Origin of the sequence: Alkalibacillus haloalkaliphilus (genome assembly GCF_007991275.1) — a bacterium.
Lineage (GTDB): Bacteria > Bacillota > Bacilli > Bacillales > Alkalibacillaceae > Alkalibacillus > Alkalibacillus haloalkaliphilus.
The window spans coordinates 88428-105910 of record NZ_BJYA01000018.1; the positions used below are offsets into that span (position 1 = coordinate 88428).

At 40.6% G+C, this 17483-nt stretch carries 15 protein-coding genes; all 15 read right to left on the minus strand.

Annotated elements, in window-relative coordinates; all coding sequences use genetic code 11:
• Positions 1–294 precede the first annotated feature (294 nt).
• Complete coding sequence (locus tag AHA02nite_RS12640) at positions 295–1938, minus strand: glycerol-3-phosphate dehydrogenase/oxidase (RefSeq protein WP_146817857.1); 1644 nt, start codon at positions 1936–1938, stop codon at positions 295–297.
• 21 nt (positions 1939–1959) lie between these two features.
• Positions 1960–3453 carry a glycerol kinase GlpK gene (glpK, locus tag AHA02nite_RS12645; RefSeq protein ID WP_146817860.1) on the minus strand — a complete coding sequence of 498 codons (1494 nt, stop codon included), beginning with the start codon at positions 3451–3453 and terminating at the stop codon, positions 1960–1962.
• 33 nt (positions 3454–3486) lie between these two features.
• Positions 3487–4293 carry an MIP/aquaporin family protein gene (locus AHA02nite_RS12650; RefSeq protein WP_146817863.1) on the minus strand — a complete coding sequence of 269 codons (807 nt, stop codon included), beginning with the start codon at positions 4291–4293 and terminating at the stop codon, positions 3487–3489.
• Between the two features lie 203 nt (positions 4294–4496).
• Entirely contained in the window at positions 4497–5060 is a 564-nt protein-coding gene (locus AHA02nite_RS12655; RefSeq protein WP_146817865.1) for a glycerol-3-phosphate responsive antiterminator, read from the minus strand.
• Complete coding sequence (locus AHA02nite_RS12660) at positions 5050–5601, minus strand: acyltransferase (RefSeq protein ID WP_146817867.1); 552 nt, start codon at positions 5599–5601, stop codon at positions 5050–5052. The genes AHA02nite_RS12655 and AHA02nite_RS12660 overlap by 11 nt, the downstream gene beginning before the upstream one ends.
• 4 nt (positions 5602–5605) lie before the next feature.
• On the minus strand, positions 5606–6244 hold the full coding sequence (ppaX, locus tag AHA02nite_RS12665; protein WP_146817870.1) for a pyrophosphatase PpaX: 639 nt from the start codon (positions 6242–6244) through the stop codon (positions 5606–5608).
• Positions 6241–7194 carry a nucleoside recognition domain-containing protein gene (locus AHA02nite_RS12670; RefSeq protein ID WP_146817872.1) on the minus strand — a complete coding sequence of 318 codons (954 nt, stop codon included), beginning with the start codon at positions 7192–7194 and terminating at the stop codon, positions 6241–6243. Before AHA02nite_RS12670 ends, ppaX begins: the two co-directional genes overlap by 4 nt.
• A 419-nt stretch (positions 7195–7613) precedes the next feature.
• Complete coding sequence (gene lgt, locus AHA02nite_RS12675) at positions 7614–8498, minus strand: prolipoprotein diacylglyceryl transferase (RefSeq protein ID WP_146817875.1); 885 nt, start codon at positions 8496–8498, stop codon at positions 7614–7616.
• Between the two features lie 12 nt (positions 8499–8510).
• On the minus strand, positions 8511–9446 hold the full coding sequence (gene hprK / locus AHA02nite_RS12680; RefSeq protein WP_146817876.1) for an HPr(Ser) kinase/phosphatase: 936 nt from the start codon (positions 9444–9446) through the stop codon (positions 8511–8513).
• Positions 9447–9720: 274 nt separating this feature from the next.
• On the minus strand, positions 9721–10077 hold the full coding sequence (locus AHA02nite_RS12685) for a phage holin family protein (RefSeq protein ID WP_146817879.1): 357 nt from the start codon (positions 10075–10077) through the stop codon (positions 9721–9723).
• Between the two features lie 22 nt (positions 10078–10099).
• Entirely contained in the window at positions 10100–11164 is a 1065-nt protein-coding gene (locus tag AHA02nite_RS12690) for a DUF4097 family beta strand repeat-containing protein (protein ID WP_146817881.1), read from the minus strand.
• 113 nt (positions 11165–11277) lie between these two features.
• Positions 11278–11970: a bacillithiol biosynthesis deacetylase BshB2 gene (bshB2, locus tag AHA02nite_RS12695; RefSeq protein ID WP_146817884.1), complete on the minus strand. Its 693-nt coding sequence runs from the start codon at positions 11968–11970 to the stop codon at positions 11278–11280.
• A gap of 14 nt (positions 11971–11984) precedes the next feature.
• The gene (locus tag AHA02nite_RS12700; protein ID WP_146817885.1) at positions 11985–12335 is read right to left on the minus strand and encodes a YojF family protein; all 351 of its coding nucleotides are present in this window, start codon (positions 12333–12335) and stop codon (positions 11985–11987) included.
• A 13-nt stretch (positions 12336–12348) separates the two neighbouring features.
• A complete protein-coding gene (gene uvrA / locus AHA02nite_RS12705; RefSeq protein WP_146817887.1) occupies positions 12349–15201 on the minus strand; it encodes an excinuclease ABC subunit UvrA in 2853 nt (950 codons plus the stop codon).
• A 6-nt stretch (positions 15202–15207) separates the two neighbouring features.
• On the minus strand, positions 15208–17184 hold the full coding sequence (gene uvrB / locus AHA02nite_RS12710; protein WP_146817890.1) for an excinuclease ABC subunit UvrB: 1977 nt from the start codon (positions 17182–17184) through the stop codon (positions 15208–15210).
• Positions 17185–17483 lie beyond the last annotated feature (299 nt).

A 17483-nucleotide genomic window follows, 5' to 3' on the forward strand; every position in this document is an offset into this window, starting at 1 on the left:
CTGGCGCTTGATGGGAACTTTTTGGCGCTAGTGATATTTATTTGGCGTTCGGTCATACTTTTCTGGCGCTCATGAGAATAATTTGGCGCTTGCGTAGATATTCTGGCGCTCATGAAAATAATTTGGCGTTCGCATCTTTATCGGCGTTCACGAAGTTTTATCAGCGCTCGTATACCATTTATCAGCGTTTGCGGAACTTTATCAGCGTTCACACTCCATTTATCAGCGTTCGCGGAGTTTTATCAGCGCTTCACTCCTCTATAAAAAAGAAAAGTCGCCGGGGCGACTTTTCCACTACATCTCCAAACGGGTTTCTTCGATTGTTTTATTTAACTCAGCTTTATATTGCTCGTATTGTTCATCTGACCATTCGAAGTAACGGGCCATTTCCTTCATAATCGCTTCTTTATATGTTTCGACCCAATCAATGTCGAAGAATAATCCGCTCGTTCTTCTAATTAAGAAGTCTGTTGGTTTGTAGACCATCTCTTGATCGAGACAGTAGTTTAACTCGGCTAAAACTTCTTTCGGTAAGTCATGATCATCAGTTAATGCGTAGTAATTGTCTAACACTTGGCGTGTATTTCCGCCATAGCGATTCACCCAGGGTAAGACCATCTTTTTATCAAGTTCGTTTTGTTCGGCCTCACTAATCATTTCTTGAATGAATTTCGAAAATCCGACTGATCCTCCGACTTCACCGCCTGCTAATGGTAAGTGTTTTGTTTTACTTTTTTCATACGTGTAGCCTAGCTCTGAATTTAGACGCTTGGCTACAAGGTCGATGACGTGTTCAGCCATTTTACGATAGCCAGTCAATTTACCGCCTGCAATGGATAGCAAGCCTGAATCTGACTCAAGCACTTCATCTTTACGTGAAATTTCAGAAGGGTCTTTTCCTTCTTCATGAATGAGCGGGCGAATGCCAGCCCAAGAAGACTCTATATCATCATGGGTTAATGCAACGCTTGGGAACATGAATTCTATTGCGTCCATAATATAGTCGCGGTCTTCGTCTGTCGCGATAGGGTTTACTAAGTCTTCTTCATAATGTGTGTCCGTTGTTCCTACGTAAGTTTTACCATCTCGCGGAATCGCAAAGACCATTCTGTCATCTGGTGTATCAAAATAGACTGCTTGGCTTAATGGGAACTTCTCTTGATCAAAAACTAAATGAACACCTTTTGTGTGGAAAAGTTGTTTACCTTTTTTCGATTGGTCCATCGTACGAACTTCATCAACCCAAGGGCCTGCAGCATTAATGACGTGGAAACCATGAATGTCATGCTGTTGACCGTCAGTTAAGTCTTTCACTTTAACACCATAAACTTTACCGTCGTTGTAAAGCAGTTGTTCAACTTTCATATAGTTAAAAGCATGAGCACCGTTTTCAACAGCTTTCTTCATGACTTCGATCGTTAATCTCGCATCATCCGTTTTATATTCAACATAGTAGCCGCTTCCTTTTAACCCTTCTTCTTTAAGTAGCGGTTCACGATCTAGTGTTACGTCTTTTGATAGCATTTTACGACGTTCAGTCTTTTTAACACCGGCTAAAAAGTCATAGACACGAAGGCCGACACTAGTCGATAAAGGACCAAAATTTCCGCCTTTATAAAACGGGAGCATCATCCATTCTGGTGTTGTAATGTGTGGACCGTTTTCATATACAATCTCACGTTCTTTTCCGACTTCAGCGACGAGTTTAATTTCGAAATTTTTCAAGTAACGTAGGCCGCCGTGGACGAGCTTCGTTGAGCGGCTTGACGTTCCTGCTGCGAAGTCTTGCATTTCTAATACAGCCACTTTATAGCCTCGTGTAGCAGCATCTAAAGCTATTCCTGCTCCAGTTATACCGCCACCGATGACAAGCACATCAAATTGGTCTTTCAATACTTGTTTACTTTCTTGGCGTTGTTTGTTTGTAAATGTGCTCATTTAAAACATCCTTTCTAATCCTTACGATGTAAAAGCTTGTGTTGCCTTTACAGCTCGTTTCCATCCATCATATTGATTGTTGCGTTGTTCTTCATCCATTTCTGGTTGGAATGTTGTCTCGACATTCCATTGATTAGCTATATCATTTTTACTATTCCAAAAACCTACTGCTAAACCAGCTAAATAAGCCGCTCCTAAAGCTGTCGTTTCGTTCACTACTGGGCGTTCGACTTCGACATCAAGCATGTCGCTTTGGAATTGCATTAAGAAGTTATTTCTCACCGCGCCACCGTCAACGCGTAATTTTTTAAGTTCTAGTCCTGCATCTTCTACCATTGCATGGACAACATCTTTCGTCTGATAAGCTAAAGATTCTAAAGTTGCGCGTACGAGATGTTCTTTTTCAGAACCGCGCGTTAATCCGAATACGGCACCGCGAGCTTGGCTATCCCAATAGGGTGTACCTAAGCCAACGAATGCTGGTACAACATATACTCCGTCTGTCGTATTGACTTGTAGTGCAAGATCTTCAGTTTCTGCTGCTGTTTCGATTAAATGTAGTCCATCACGCAACCATTGAATCGCTGAACCAGCAACGAAAATGCTACCTTCAAGTGCATAGTGAACTTTACCATCAACACCCCATGCTAGCGTCGTTAGTAAGCCGTGTTCTGAAGCAACCGCTTCATCACCAGTATTCATTAACATAAAGCAACCTGTGCCGTATGTATTTTTCGCCATGCCTTTTTCAAAACAAGCTTGACCGAATAATGCAGCTTGTTGGTCGCCACATGCTCCACCGATCGGCACATTTTCCCCTTGGAAGTGGTAATCAACTGTATGGCCGTACACTTCTGAAGAGTCTCTTACTTCGGGTAACATTGCTTTTGGAACAGTTAAGTAGTCTAATAGTTCATCATCCCACTTCAGTTCGTGAATGTTGTACATTAACGTGCGTGACGCATTGGAGTAATCTGTAACATGAACGTCACCACCTGTTAATTTATAAATTAACCAAGTATCGATTGTGCCAAACATTAACTCACCATTTTCAGCACGCTCACGGACACCTTCTACATGATCTAAAATCCATTTCACTTTCGTCCCTGAGAAATATGGATCTAAAAGCAGTCCTGTCTTTTGTCTAAATGTCTCTTCTAGCCCTTGTTGTTTTAACTCGTGGCAAATATCTTCTGTCTGACGTGATTGCCACACAATCGCTTTATATACAGGTTTACCTGTTGCACGATCCCAAACGACAGTCGTTTCGCGCTGGTTCGTAATTCCGATGCTCACGACTTGTGAAGCTTCAACATCTGCTTTGCGCAACACCTCTGTCATACAATGTTGTACAGATGTCCAAATCTCATTCGCATCATGCTCCACTGAACCTGGTTCTGGGAAGTATTGTTTGAATTCTTGCTGTGCCACCTCGACAATTTCCCCACTATGGTTGAATAGAATCGCTCGAGAGCTCGTCGTTCCTTGATCTAGAGATAGTACGTATTTTTCCATTTTCCAGTTCCCCCTAAAAAAAGACTTGTTAAATTAGTATTCTAATTGAGCTTTTTTAACCTCAATTTTCGCTGCTGAATAAAAAATTGCGATGATTAACAATGATAGTAACCAAAATGTTAATGAAAACTGTTCTTTAAAAATCGCCATGTAAAAAGCTCCACCATAGGCTCCACCTAAAAGCGGCCCAAACAACGGAACCCAAGCATAGCCCCAGTCAGATGAGCCTTTCTTAGGAATCGGCAAGAAAGTATGCGCCAATCTCGGTCCAAGGTCACGTGCTGGGTTAATCGCATAACCCGTCGTTCCACCAAGTGACATACCAATTACAACGATTAGTAGTCCGACAATAACGGGGTTTAACCCTTCTGTAAATTCGTTTGCTCCTATAAACAATAATCCCATAACGAGCATGAATGTACCAATCATTTCACTTACTAAATTTGACAAAGGACTGCGTATGGCTGGATCTGTCGCAAAAACAGCTAGCTTTGCTCCTTGGTCGTCAGTTGCACCCCAATGTGGGAGGTAATGGAAGAAGACGACGATTGCTCCAATAATCGCTCCAATCATTTGCGCCACTATGTATAAAGGTACTTCATTCCATGGGAAATCTCCTGCTGTTGCAAGCCCTAAAGTTACTGCAGGATTTAAGTGAGCGTCACTAATTTGACCAACAGCATAAACACCCATCGTAACAGCAATTCCCCAAGCAATTGTAATGACAACCCAGCCGGAGCCTTCTGCCTTTGACTTTTTCAATACGACGCCACCAACGACACCGGCACCGAAAATGATCAAAATCATCGTGCCAATCACTTCACCCATAAATTCTGTCATCGTTTCTCCTCCTGATGTTATTCCTTTATTACAAAAATTTGAAACATAGACAGTGGGGAGCTTAAAACATAAAAAAATCCACACGTACTTAAACTACACCCAAAAAGGTTTGTAGTTTAAACACATGTGGATCTCCTAAACTCCGCCACGACACTATTAACTTGTCTATAAATTTATCAAATGCTGTAAACGCTGTCAATGAATTAAGCTAAGTTGAAATCCCAAAGCTCTTTTAGTGAAGTTGAAATTGCTGTCGCTCCAGCCTGAATCGCCTCATCGACATCTTGCTGCGTTCGAATTAAGCCACCGGCAATAATTTTAATGTTATGTTCATCGAGAGTTGATTTAATATCTGAGATGACATGAGGCATAACACCAGGTAACACTTCTACAAAGTCTGGCTTTGTTTGTTCAATTAAATTCAAATTGTGTTCAATGGCTTGACTATCAATTAAAAACATTCGTTGGATCGCTGTTAATTTATACTTTTTAGCTAGTTGAATAACGTTCGTGCGTGTTGAAATAATCCCATCTGGTTTCACATCTTGTCCGAGATATTCCATTCCGTAGTTATCTGTTTTTAATCCTTGAATTAGATCAGCGTGAACGATCACTTTTTTATTAGCGCGTTTAGCGTACTTCACCATTGATTTTAACGACGAAATTCTCGTTTCTAGTAGGACGATGACTTCTGTATCACTTTCTAACAACTTATCATAGTCTTTCATTTGTTTAACAGCTGGTAAAATGCGTTGGTTATGTAACATCTCGGTTGCTCCCTTCTGATTCAAGGCGAGATTGTGTACGCATTTTTCCTTCGCGTTCTTCTTTCGTATAAATTACGCGCATCGGATTACCACCAACGAAAGCTCCTGCTGGCACATCTTCATGGACTAACGTTGCTGCTGAAACAATCGCACCATCACCAATGGTTACACCAGGTAAAATCGTCGTATTCGCACCGATCATGACTTCATCACCAATGATCACATCACCTAAGCGATACTCTTCGATTAAATATTCGTGGGCTAAAAGCGTCGTATTATAGCCCACGATACTATTTTTACCGATTGATATTTTCTCAGGGAACATGACATCAGGCATGACCATGAGCGCTAGTGCTGTTTCGTCATCGATTTTCATTTTTAAAAATGTGCGATAAAGCCAATTTTTCAACTTCAGTGAAGGTGAATAACGGCCTAACTGAATGACGATGAAATTTTTACACACTTTTAATAACGGTACGGTTTTATAAATTTGCCAGAGCGAATTTGATTTTGTAACCGGGTAACGCGTCGTTTTCCGCATCCGATCACTCCTTAATAATATCAATTAAGTCAGACATATGGTTTAATACATAGTCTGGATTTAACGACTCCATATAATCTCTACCTTTTGCCGACCAACCAACTGCTGCCGTTTTCGTCCCGGCATTTTGACCAGCATGAATGTCATGAGAATTGTCGCCGACCATAAGAGTTGTTTCAAGTGTACCATTTAATGCATGCATACCTTTAAGAACAGGCTCTGGGTCCGGTTTTGCTTGGCTCACATGGTCTAAACCAATGACAACATCGAAAAACTCATCTAGCCCCGTCAGTTCTAACCCTTTACGAGCAGTTTGTTCAATTTTTGTCGTAACAATCGCCATAGGATAGCCAGATTCATGCAATGATTTAATCGTTTCATAAACACCATCATACATTTCGATGTAAGCATCATGATGAAGTGCATTGTGTTCACGGTACGTTTTCATCATTTGTTCGGTCTGCTCTTCGTCAAGCTTGTTCATCGTATCTTGTAGCGGTGGTCCGATAAAAGGTAAAATCTCTTCTTTCGTGTAGTCTTTTCCAAGGTGTTCTTTAAACGTATGTTGAAATGAGGCAACGATTAATTCATTTGAATCAATTAATGTGCCGTCTAAATCAAATAACAATGTTTTGATCGTCATGTCGGTACATCCTCTCTTTCTGCTTCTAGTTTTTTATTCTTCTCGATTCGGTTCCAAATATAAGCAACGAGTGCGGTTAGTAGTATGGCTGAAACGAGTCGAATGAGTAACAGCGGCCAGACTGGAATGCCTAGCGGGATAAAGACGAGTGTGTCTTCAATTACGGCGTGACAGGTTACTAAAAATATGAGAACGAGATACATATCTTTTTTCGACACACCGTCTTCTTTAACAGCTTGAATCATAAGACCCGCACCGTAAGCAAGACCAATCGTTAAACCAGCCACTAATGTCATTGATGCGTTTTTCTCAACACCAATCACTTTAGTCATTGGCGCTAGCTTGTTAGACATCCAATCTAACCATTTCTTATCACGCATCCATTGAATTCCAACCATTAACGGAATCACGATTGCCGCTAGCTGTAGAATGCTTAAGAACGCTGTTTGGACTGCTGCTAAGCTAATGTCTAACCATCCTTCAGGCGCAGGCCCTTCATTAGAAATCAAGCCATACTGTGCCATTTCGCCGCCACCTTGCCAGAAAATATTAATCATCATAGCAGCAAAAATAGCTAGAAAGACACGCACAGCCATAATAATCCAAAAGTTCACTCCAACTTTGGCAGCTACAGCTGATTCTATAATTAAGTTGTGAGAGAAAGATAGCATAATTGCTAAAATGAAAACTTCCTTCACTGTAAAATCGAAACTGACAATAGCTCCAATACCTGCATATAAGTTAAGAAGATTACCAAGGACGAGCGGTACAGCCGCTTCCCCTGGTAATCCTAGAAAACTCATAAATGGTTCCAACCAACTAATGAAGATTGGAAAAACAGGCGTATAACGAAGCATCATCACAATGACAGTGATCGGAAAAATGATTTTACTTAACGCCCAAGTGACAGACAGACCACTTAGGAGACCATTTTTCAGAGTAGATGCCAATTATAAAACTCCCTTTTTGTTTTTTCTTTGTTTGATTGATTGGGTGGTGCGCTTTTTGGCGTTTGCGTGTGATTTTTTGGCGCTTGGGTGCACTTTTTTTGGCGCTCACGCATTTTTATTGGCGCACACGTGATTTTATTGGCGTTTGCGTGTGACTTTTTGGCGCTCACGTGATTTTATTGGCGTTCGCATTCACTTTTTTGGCGCTCGCGTATTTTTATTGGCGTTCGCAACCACTTTATCAGCGCTCTGCCTATTTTATCAGCGCTCACATTCACTTTATCAGCGTTCACCTAATTTTATCAGCGCTCGCAACCACTTTATCAGCGCTCAGACCACTTTATCAGCGTTCGCAACCACTTTATCAGCGCTCAGACCATTTTATCAGCGTTCGCATCCACTTTATCAGCGCTCACTCTCTATTTCTTTTTCTTCTTCTTCTTTTTACTATTATTCTTCTTAGACTTACCTTTATTTAATGAAGTGCCATCATATAGGACTTCAGCGTAACCGTTTTTCTTACGGTAGTACATTAGGAATAACGCACCAGCAATTAGTAAGATCGAAATCAGTTGTGCGACGCGAATTTCACCGAATAGGTATAGGCTATCTGTACGTAAAGCTTCAATAAAGATTCGGCCAAACGAATACCAAATGACATAACTGAAGAAAATGACACCGCGACGTGGATTGACCTTATAGCGTAAGTATAATAGGACCGCGATTCCAAGTAAACTCCACATTGATTCGTATAAGAACGTCGGATGGTGCATAACACCGTCGACACACATGTTTTGCATAATCCAATTAGGTAAATATTGGTGAAAACTTTCGTAAATCGATTGAGTGATCGGTCCGCCATAAGCTTCTTGGTTCATGAAGTTACCCCAACGCCCGAGCATTTGACCGATTAAAATACTTGGCGCTGCAATATCAGCCACTTTCCAAAATGAAACTTTTTTAGCTTTAGCATAAAAGTAAGCAACTGTTAAGGCGGCTATTAAACCACCGTGGATCGCTAAACCACCTTCTCGTATGTCTATAATATCCATAAAAGAATTGTAGTTTTCCCATTGGAAAATAACATAGTACAATCGCGCACCAACAATCGCTGCTGGAAGAGCAAACACTAATAAGTCTGTAAAAAAATCTTTATGTAAGTTCAGCCTTTTACTTTCTCTGACCGCAACAAGTAGACCGATTAGTGCTCCTAACATGATTAGGAAACCGTACCAATATACAGGGAATGGACCTAGTTCGATAAAGACGCGATTATAAGGCTCATAAGCACAAGCTTGATACATATTCAACTCCCCTTATTCTATTTCTGTATTATCAACATCAATTACTGAATTTAATCTTTCAGAAAATTCTTCTGCAGTATTAACACCCATACGCTTTAATCTGAAGTTCATTGCTGCCACTTCGATAATAACCGATAAGTTACGTCCTGGTCTTACTGGGATCGTCGCTTTCGGTAAATGGACATCTATAATTTTCATCGTTTCTTCATCAAGGCCTAAACGGTCATACTGCTTTTCACCGTCCCACGACTCAAGGTGGGCCACTAGTGAAATACGTTTAAAGTTACGAACAGCACCTGCACCGAATAAAGTCATGACATTAATTATGCCTAGTCCTCTAATTTCTAACAAATGTTCAATTAAGTTAGGTGGGTTTCCTATTAAAGTATCATAGTCTTCTTGGCGAATTTCAACGTTATCATCAGCAACTAAACGATGACCACGCTTGACCAATTCTAACGCGGTCTCACTTTTACCGATCCCGCTTTTACCTGTAATTAAGACACCTACGCCATATATATCAACTAAAACACCGTGGACAGCAGTTGTCGGGGCAAATTTTGTTTCTAAGAAAGTAGTTAAACGACTGATCACACGTGTCGTCTTATAAGGTGAGCGCATGACAGGAACACCCGCTTCATCTGCTGCTTCAATTAAGGCAGCTGGAACTTCCATTCCCCTCGTAATAACGATCCCTGGTGTTACATCAGTACATAAATTTTCCATACGGTCACGTACTTCTGGTTCAGTTAAGTCATATAAAAATGATAATTCTGTACGTCCCATTAGCTGAAGACGCTCTTTCGGATAATGCGTGAAATAGCCCGCCATTTCCATGCCAGGTCTAGAGATATCACTCGTTACAATTTCTCGGTGGACACCATCTTTTCCACCTACTAGTTCCAATTCAAACCGATCGATTAAGTCTTGTGTACGGACTTTCACCACCCGTATCTCCTCCTATGTCACAATTATACAGTCAACTATATCACAAGTTTAGCATACTCACTAAGATTAGATTTAATAAATGCTTGAAAGTTCTGTTAGAAATTATTGTCGAATTTTGTACTCTATGAGCTTTATAGGAGTTTCTATGAGCTATTATTGTCGTTCTATGTGGCGTTTTCACAACTCTATGAGCCATTATCGCCGTTCTATGCGCTATTCTCACAATTCTATGAGCCATTAGCATAAAAAAAGCCCGGGCGCTTAGCCCAAGCTCTTATTTGACGACTTGCTTTAATAAACTTTGCAGCAAGCCGTTTAATATTGAAATTATAATCGCTGCGATGATTGCCCAGCCGAATCCATCGATGACGAATGCGTCGCCAATCATCCATTGTGCAATCATTAATGTGATCGCGTTGATGACGAATAGGAACAACCCTAGCGTTAGAAACGTGATCGGGAGTGTGAAGAAGACGAGAATCGGTCGTACAATCACATTTAAAATAGATAGTTTGAAACTGGCTAAAATAGCAATACCGACACCTTCTACGTAAAACGAGTCAAATAGTGCCGCGACAGCTAGAATGGCTACAGCATTTACGACTATGGCGATTAACCAATTTTTTAGCATAATAAAACTCCTAACTCGATTTCTATGAAATATTGTTTACTCTTACACTACCCGTTTTAGTTGATAAATCAACATCAAAATACGAATCTCCTTCTTCAACGTTGTAAAATTGGATTGACTTGCTAGAGCCATGATCGTCTAACGGCTCAACACTTGTGTCAACTAAATCTACTTTCACAGAGCTAATTTTAGTATTAGCTGTTCCGTTAATGTGCATTCTTTTCGGGACATATAACTGCAAGGAACCAGTTGAAACTGATAAGTCAGCTTGCTTCGCGTCGTAATTGCGGACATAAGTACGAACGCTACCTGTCGTAACATCAATATTAATTTGTTCAACTGTCCCGTCATAGTGGACCGAGCCAGTCGTTGTTTTCAACTTCGCTTTACGAATAGCGACATCATCGAGTTTAATCGAACCGTGTCGTGTACTTACACTTAGCGTTTCAGCTCGATAATCTAATAACGTGACTGAACCGTTGACCGTTGATAAATGAGATGAGTTACAAAACATTGTATAGACTTTAATAGATCCATTAAACGTTTCAACCGTCACTTGGTCATACTTTTTCTTCGGTAAGTAGACGGTGAAGTTCGCGGTTACATCTTTTCTTAATTGTTCAATAGATAAAGTATTGTCGCTAATCGATGTTTCAATCGCTTCATCATATAGAGCCTCAGCCCGCTTAATATCCGTTTCTTTAAATACTTTACCTCGTACTTCTATTCGAATGTTGTCATCATTTGATCTTAAAAATTCAACGGCACCATTTTTATTGTTTAGCCTCAAGCTTTCTACTGCATCACCGTTAAAGTGATAAGTCCGCTTCACATTAGAATGTTTAAACGAAAACTCAAACGGACCTTCCTTTACCATATTAACCGTCTCATCTATGAAGTTAGCAATGCCGTCTGTGACACTTTTTAACCCTTGTGCGAACGGGTTGTCATCATTGTGTTCTGTCGACTTTTCTTTCGTTTTATGCTCTTCTTCATAATTAAGTGCTTCTAACAATTCATCAGCCTCTTCTGCTGTAATATGACCTTCTTCTAATAGGTTTAGTATTTTACGCCTTTTTTCACTCATTGGCTTTCCCCCTAATTTGTTTCCTAAAGCTATTATACGCCAAGATATCAAATGTGAAATCAACCAGTCGACCGAAAATAGACGTTTTTGTTCTCCTACTAGAGACTGACCTATTAAGAATTCACTTGATCGACATCCACTTTATAAAAGGCTTCGTATTGTAGGCGTTGCAGTGCGCTATCGTATTCGCCGATAAAATCAGAGCTTTCGCGCATTTTACTCAACATACCTTCTGCTTGAGAGCGGTGAGATTTAATCGCTTCAAGTTTGCGATCAAAAACTGGCTCTGTGTCTACGACAATATCAGGTTTGCCTAACATTTCATCACGATTGTTAGAAATAGCCGTCGCCCATACTTCAGGACGCTTGTCTGCATCCATTTTGCGAACCGCTTCAAACGCAGCTGCACCCATTGCATCATGGTCTGGGTGAACCGCATAAGGTGGGTAAAAAGTAATAACGAGTGTTGCACCTAACTTTTCAATATGTTTCTTTAAATGGTCTGCAACCTCATCCTTTGCTTCAAACTCTAACGTTTTATCACGATAACCGAGCATGACTAAGTCCATATCTAACACTTGGCATGCATCAATGAGTTCTTGTTTACGAATTTTCGGTAACGTTTCACGGTTTGCGAAAAATGGACTCCCCATATTACGGCCCATCTCACCTAATGTGCCACACAAGTATGTGACGGGAACTTCTGCTTCGCGAAAATTTATAATTGTCCCTGATGTTCCGAACGACTCATCATCAGGATGCGGATAGATCACGACAACTTGTTCATGTTTTGAATAATCAACCATAGTTAATTCCCCTCCTACATTTGGAATGGTTTACGACTAATTTGTAAAGCAACCATTAGACGGCCGACTTGATCGTGTCCAGCTAATAAAAGTTGGCCATCTTCATTTAATTCATAATCGGTTAGACCCTCAGCGTAAACCCATCCATCTGTCTTTAAACCGACGCGGTAAGTCCCATCAGATTCGACTATTTTACCACGTTCATATTGAATTTGAGCGTTACGAATATAAGCACCAACATTATGTGCATTTGAATCAAAGTGCTTCGCATAAGCACCATTTGTCGTCTCTAAATGGATATATACTGGCTCATTGGCAAATTCATCTAAATGCTGTTGAACTTCTTCCATTTTAATTGCTTTCATTATTCTTCCCCCTTCATGTCGCTAGCCGTTGCTTCATACGATTACGATCGCGTTCTAAAATTGGCTTTAAATATTGACCAGTGAATGATTGGTCTATTTCAGAAACTTCCTCTGGTGTACCAGTAGCGACAATTTCACCGCCACCTTCTCCACCTTCTGGACCTAGGTCAATAATGTAATCAGCTGTCTTAATAACATCTAAGTTGTGTTCAATAATTAAAACCGTATCACCGTTTTCGACTAACCGCTGTAATACTTTTAGTAACCTTGCGATATCATCGACGTGCAAGCCTGTTGTCGGTTCATCTAAAATGTATAATGACTTTCCGTTAGAACGACGGTGTAGTTCACTGGCTAATTTAACACGTTGCGCTTCACCACCAGACAATGTTGTAGCTGGTTGCCCTAACCGAATATAGCCTAAACCAACATCTTCAACGGTTTGAAGTTTACGTTTAATTTTCGGGATGTTTTCGAAAAAGTCTAATGCTTCTTCAATGCGCATCTCTAACACTTCTGCAATGCTTTTACCTTTATATTTCACTTCTAACGTCTCACGATTATAACGTTTGCCGTGACAAACTTCGCAAGGCACGTAAACGTCAGGTAAGAAGTGCATTTCTATTTTAATGATCCCATCACCACGGCAAGCTTCACAGCGACCGCCTTTCACGTTAAAGCTGAAGCGTCCTTTTTTATAACCACGCATTTTCGCTTCACTCGTTTGCGCAAATACGTCACGAATATCATCAAACACACCTGTATATGTCGCTGGGTTCGACCTAGGTGTACGGCCGATTGGTGATTGATCAATATCAATCACTTTTTCTAACTGATCAATTCCTTCAACCGTTTCGTGTTGACCAGGTTTTACTTTTCCACGGTGTAATTTTTGCGATAAAGTTTTGTATAAAATATCGTTAATTAATGTACTTTTACCTGAACCAGATACACCTGTAATAACTGACATAACACCAAGCGGTAAGGAAACGTCGACTTGTTTTAAGTTGTTTTCTTCCGCTTTACGGATTACTAGTTCACGGTCAGGTTGAGTTGGCCTTCTCTCTGCAGGTAATGGAATGAACTGCTTTCCACTTAAGTACTTGCCTGTTAATGAATCATCTTGCTCCATCACTTGTTGAGGTGTGCCACTAGCTGCAATTTCGCCACCTTGCGCACCTGCACCAGGACCAATATCAATTAGCCAATCAGCTGCTAACATCGTATCTTCATCATGCTCTACGACAATTAACGTATTATCTAGATCACGCATACGTTTTAACGTTTGAATTAACCGATCATTGTCTCGTTGATGCAGACCAATTGAAGGCTCATCTAAAACGTATAAAACCCCTGTCAGGGCTGAACCAATTTGAGTCGCTAAACGAATTCTCTGGGCTTCACCGCCTGATAATGTTCCAGCCGAACGGGATAAATTCAAATAATCTAAACCAACATTTTGTAAAAACGTTAAACGGTCTTCTATTTCTTTAACGATCATAGTCGCGATCTTTGCTTCTTTTTCAGACAGTGAAACTTGTCTAATCCAACTTAACCCATTAGAAACAGAAAGCTCTGTCACCTGACTAATATGTTTACCATCAACTTTAACGGCAAGCGCTTCACCTGTTAAACGATAGCCATCACAAGTTGGACAAGCTGATTGAGCCATATATTTTTCCATCTGTTCACGAATGAAACTAGATGACGTTTCATGATAACGGCGCGAAACGTTATTTAACACACCTTCAAAGAAGATCTCGTTTTCTCTTAATTGGCCACGTTCATTCTCGTAACTAAATAAGATTTTCTCATCGCCACTGCCGTGCAGCACTTTACTTAATTGCTCTTCTGGCAAATCTTTAACCGGTGTATCCATGTCAATGTTGTAATGGTTACACACACTTTTAAGTAGTTGTGGGTAATATTGAGAACTAATCGGCTGCCACGGAGCAATCGCATGTTGATTGAGCGTTAGTGAACGGTCAGGAATCACTAAATCGACATCTACTTCTAAATTGGAGCCTAGCCCATCACACGTCTTACAAGCGCCTAAAGGGCTGTTAAAAGAAAACAGTCGTGGCTCAAGCTCTGTAATGGTAAAACCACATTGCGGACATGCGTGATGTTCATTAAACAACATTTCATCACCATCAATTAGGTCCATAATGACTTTACCATCACTAATTTTTAACGCCGTTTCGATCGAGTCGCTTAATCGACCTTCAACCCCTTCTTTAACGATAATGCGGTCGACGACGACTTCGATCGTATGCTTCTGATTTTTGTGAAGCTCAATGTCTTCAGATACTTCACGCATTTCACCATTAACACGAAGGCGTACGTATCCTTCTTTTTTCAAGTTTTCCATGACCTTTTTATGTTCGCCTTTTCGGTCTGAAATAACTGGCGCTAGCACTTGTAACTTCGTGCGTTCTTCTAATTCCATGACGCGATCGACCATTTGTTCAACCGTTTGAGCAGAAATCTCTTCACCGTGAACCGGACAAATCGGACGACCGACACGCGCGAATAATAGACGCAAATAGTCATAAATCTCGGTTACTGTTCCAACAGTTGAACGCGGGTTTTTACTCGTCGTCTTTTGATCAATTGAAATCGCTGGTGACAGCCCTTCAATCGCATCAACGTCAGGCTTATCCATTTGTCCTAAAAATTGGCGAGCGTATGCTGATAGCGACTCAACGTATCGTCTTTGCCCCTCAGCATAAATTGTATCGAAAGCTAATGACGATTTACCTGAGCCAGATAAACCTGTCATAACGACTAATTTATTTTTCGGAACCCTAATATCTATATCTTTTAAATTATGTGCTCTAGCTCCTTGTACCGTAATTGACTTCATCTATTTTCACCCTTCCGCTTTCAACTCAAGCATCGCATCACGAAGTTCCATTGCTTTTTCAAAGTCGAGATCTTTAGCGGCTTGTTTCATTTCTGTTTCTAACTGATCAATGAGCTCAGCTTTTTCATCTTTTGATAAGTTTTTATATTGTGATACTTGATTATCCGTTTCTTCATCGGATTCATAAGTCGCTCGAATGACATCACGAATTTCTTTCTTAATCGTCGTTGGCGTAATGCCGTGTTTTTCGTTGTAGGCCATTTGTATTTCACGACGTCGGTTCGTCTCTTCAATAGCGACTTTCATTGAATCGGTCATTTTATCCGCATACATAATGACGCGCCCTTCTGAGTTACGAGCAGCACGTCCTGTTGTTTGAATTAAGGAACGCTCTGAACGTAAGAAACCTTCTTTGTCAGCATCTAAAATGGCTACAAGCGACACTTCTGGTAAGTCCAGTCCTTCACGCAACAAGTTAATACCAACAAGCGCATCATACTTTCCTAGTCGAAGGTCGCGAATAATTTGTATACGATCTAACGTCTTAATTTCAGAGTGAAGATAAGCTACTTTAATCCCCATCTCTTGTAAATAATTCGTTAAATCCTCAGACATTTTTATCGTTAGTGTCGTCACTAACACACGTTCATTGCGTTTGATTCGTTTATTAATTTCACCAATGAGATCATCAATCTGACCTTTTATTGGACGAACGTCAATTTCTGGGTCTAACAATCCAGTCGGACGAATGATTTGTTCTACCATTTTTGGTGTATGTTCTCTTTCATAAGGACCAGGTGTAGCTGAAACGTATAAAGCGTGGTCAACATGTTTTTCGAACTCTTCAAATGTTAACGGACGATTGTCCATAGCAGATGGCAGACGGAAACCGTGATCAACTAACGTCTGTTTACGCGCTTGGTCACCGTTAAACATCCCTCTAACTTGCGGCAACGTCACGTGTGATTCATCAATAACCATTAATGAATCGTCTGGAAAGTAGTCAAGTAACGTATAAGGCGTTGAACCTGGCTCACGGAATGTTAAATGTCTTGAATAGTTCTCAATTCCTGAACAAAAGCCCATCTCGCGCATCATTTCTAAATCATAATTCGTGCGCTGTTCTAAACGTTGAGCTTCAAGCAGTTTTCCTTCTTCGTGGAATTTTTCTAGTTGCTCTTCAAGCTCTTTTTCGATATTTTTAATCGCGCGCTTCATCTTCTCTTCACGCGTAACGAAGTGTGAAGCTGGGAAAATCGCTACATGGTCACGATCCCCTAAAATTTCACCTGTTAACGCATCGACTTCGCGAATACGGTCGATCTCATCACCGAAAAATTCAACTCGAATGCAGTGTTCCTCACGTGACGCTGGGATAATTTCAACTGAATCACCACGCACACGGAACGTACCACGCTGAAAGTCGATATCATTTCTCGCATATTGAATATCAACAAGCTCACGCAACACTTGATTGCGCTCCTTTTCCATACCAACTCTTAAAGACAGCACTAAGTCTTTATAGTCTTCTGGTGAACCTAAACCATATATACATGAAACACTCGCAACAATTAATACATCATTCCGTTCAAACAATGACGATGTCGCAGAGTGCCTCAATTTATCAATTTCATCATTAATGCTCGCATCTTTTTCGATATATGTATCCGAATGCGGCACATAAGCTTCTGGCTGATAATAATCATAATAACTGACGAAATACTCAACAGCATTATTAGGGAAAAACTCTTTAAACTCACTATAAAGCTGACCGGCCAACGTCTTGTTATGTGCAATGACGAGTGTCGGTCGATTAATTTCAGTTATGACGTTTGATACAGTAAATGTTTTACCAGTACCCGTAGCACCGAGTAACGTTTGATGCTTTTTATTATTTTCGATACCTGCGACTAACTCTTTAATAGCCTGCGGTTGATCACCTTGAGGTTCGAATTCCGATTGTAATTGAAATTTGTGTTCCACAACATCATCCCCATATCGAGTTTCTTTAGTCAGTATAACACACACGAACGTTTGTTTGCACAAATGTTAGGATGCCCTAGTAAAAGAATATTTTTTCACGACTTATAATGCAAAGAATATGTTTTTTGTGAGGGTTGATAAATTATGTGTGAGCGCCAGATTATTCTCGCGAGCGCCAAATTCCATCATACGAACGCCAGATTATTCCCGTGAGTGCCAAATCCTATCATGCGAGCGCCAGATTATTCCCGTGGAGCGCCAAATTCAATCATGCGAGCGCCAGATTATTTTCGCGAGGG

Excerpts from the sequence above, each read along its gene's own strand:
- AHA02nite_RS12640 (WP_146817857.1), bottom strand. The coding sequence starts at position 1,938 with ATGAGCACATTTACAAACAAACAACGCCAAGAAAGTAAACAAGTATTG.
- glpK (WP_146817860.1), bottom strand. The coding sequence starts at position 3,453 with ATGGAAAAATACGTACTATCTCTAGATCAAGGAACGACGAGCTCTCGA.
- AHA02nite_RS12650 (WP_146817863.1), bottom strand. The coding sequence starts at position 4,293 with ATGACAGAATTTATGGGTGAAGTGATTGGCACGATGATTTTGATCATT.
- AHA02nite_RS12655 (WP_146817865.1), bottom strand. The coding sequence starts at position 5,060 with ATGTTACATAACCAACGCATTTTACCAGCTGTTAAACAAATGAAAGAC.
- AHA02nite_RS12660 (WP_146817867.1), bottom strand. The coding sequence starts at position 5,601 with ATGCGGAAAACGACGCGTTACCCGGTTACAAAATCAAATTCGCTCTGG.
- ppaX (WP_146817870.1), bottom strand. The coding sequence starts at position 6,244 with ATGACGATCAAAACATTGTTATTTGATTTAGACGGCACATTAATTGAT.
- lgt (WP_146817875.1), bottom strand. The coding sequence starts at position 8,498 with ATGTATCAAGCTTGTGCTTATGAGCCTTATAATCGCGTCTTTATCGAA.
- AHA02nite_RS12685 (WP_146817879.1), bottom strand. The coding sequence starts at position 10,077 with ATGCTAAAAAATTGGTTAATCGCCATAGTCGTAAATGCTGTAGCCATT.
- AHA02nite_RS12690 (WP_146817881.1), bottom strand. The coding sequence starts at position 11,164 with ATGAGTGAAAAAAGGCGTAAAATACTAAACCTATTAGAAGAAGGTCAT.
- bshB2 (WP_146817884.1), bottom strand. The coding sequence starts at position 11,970 with ATGGTTGATTATTCAAAACATGAACAAGTTGTCGTGATCTATCCGCAT.
- AHA02nite_RS12700 (WP_146817885.1), bottom strand. The coding sequence starts at position 12,335 with ATGAAAGCAATTAAAATGGAAGAAGTTCAACAGCATTTAGATGAATTT.
- uvrA (WP_146817887.1), bottom strand. The coding sequence starts at position 15,201 with ATGAAGTCAATTACGGTACAAGGAGCTAGAGCACATAATTTAAAAGAT.